This window comes from Endozoicomonas sp. ONNA2, from assembly GCF_024606365.1.
In the GTDB taxonomy this organism is placed as follows: Bacteria; Pseudomonadota; Gammaproteobacteria; order Pseudomonadales; family Endozoicomonadaceae; genus Endozoicomonas.
The window spans coordinates 1-1,305 of sequence record NZ_JAHHPO010000129.1 but is presented as its reverse complement, the minus strand read 5'-3'; the positions used below and the strand labels follow the sequence as shown (position 1 = coordinate 1,305).

The 1,305-nt window shown below is 49.5% G+C and carries 1 protein-coding gene; it reads right to left on the bottom strand.

Translation table 11 applies throughout. The features are described 5' to 3' along the window. On the bottom strand, positions 1-1,284 hold a 1,284-nt coding region (locus tag KDK14_RS02425), incomplete at its 3' end, for a cryptochrome/photolyase family protein (RefSeq protein ID WP_257263429.1). Positions 1,285-1,305: the final 21 nt, after the last annotated feature.

The following is a 1,305-nucleotide window of genomic DNA, read 5'->3' as shown; positions in this document are numbered from 1 at the left end:
CCCCTTGTAAACCAGGGCAGTCCGTGGATTTTTCTGCAATAGCGTCCGATGTTTCTCCATAAAACGCCAGTAAAGGCTGTTTAAAGGGCAGGCGTTTGCTGTCTCTTTTTCCTTCACCTTGTAAACACAGCCTGGGCAATAGTCACTCATTTTCTGCACATAATTGCCACTGCCTGCATAGGGTTTCGATGCCACCATGCCACCGTCCGCATACTGTGACATGCCACGGGTATTGGGCAGCTCTACCCACTGAATCGCATCGATATAAATACCCAGATACCAATGGTCGACTTGATCAGGATCAATACCTGCAAGCAGGCAGAAGTTACCGGTAATCATCAACCGCTGAATATGGTGGGCATAGGCATACTGCAATGACTGAGTAATAGCATGGCGCATACAGTTCATCTGTGTTTGCCCGGTCCAGAACCAGTCAGGCAGATTACTGTCCGCTTTCAGGACGTTCATGGATTCGTAGTCCGGCATATTGCTCCAGTAAACGCCCCGGATATATTCACGCCACCCCAGGATCTGACGGACAAAGCCCTCTATTTGCGCCAGAGAAATTATCCCGGGGTTTTCCCGCCAGGCATTGATCGCCTCATCAATCACCTGTTTCGGGTGGAGCATTTTGGTATTCAGGGCAAAGGAGAGCCGCGAATGGTAGAGGCTCCACTGATGGTCGCTGTTTGCGGTCATGGCATCCTGAAACTGGCCGAAATGTGGCAGGCAACAGGTGCAGAAATAATGGAGTAATTTTAAAGACTGCTGACGGGTAATTGGCCAAAGGAGGTGAGTACCAATGTTACCAAAGCTCTGCACCTTATGACGTTTCAGCCGCTCCAGTACTGACGCGGTTGAACTGGCAAACACAAACGGTTCCGGAATCTGCTCAAGATCTGCCGCTTTGAGTTTACAGCGATTATCCCCATCATAATTCCATTGCCCGCCTTCTGGCTGGCCAGCAGACATCAGAATATTATGCTGCTGGCGCATCTTTCGGTAGAACGTTTCCATCCTGCCAGGTTTGCCGGGCTTGAAACGCTTGACGAGCGCCTCAAAAGGTACCAGGAAATGCTCGGTATCCCACTCTTTTTTAGAGATGGTTTGGTTGATGGATTTACCTGGCTCAAAATCTCTCAACTGTTCCAACAAACGGTGCTCATCTGGCCGCTGGTATTCAAAACCAGTGACTGAATATTGCTGGCACAGGTGAAGAATCAATGAAGGCAGATCTTTGAAGTCTTTGGTGTCGTCCAGCGTCAGGTGAAGCACAATTTTCACACTTGCGACCTTCCTGGTAGC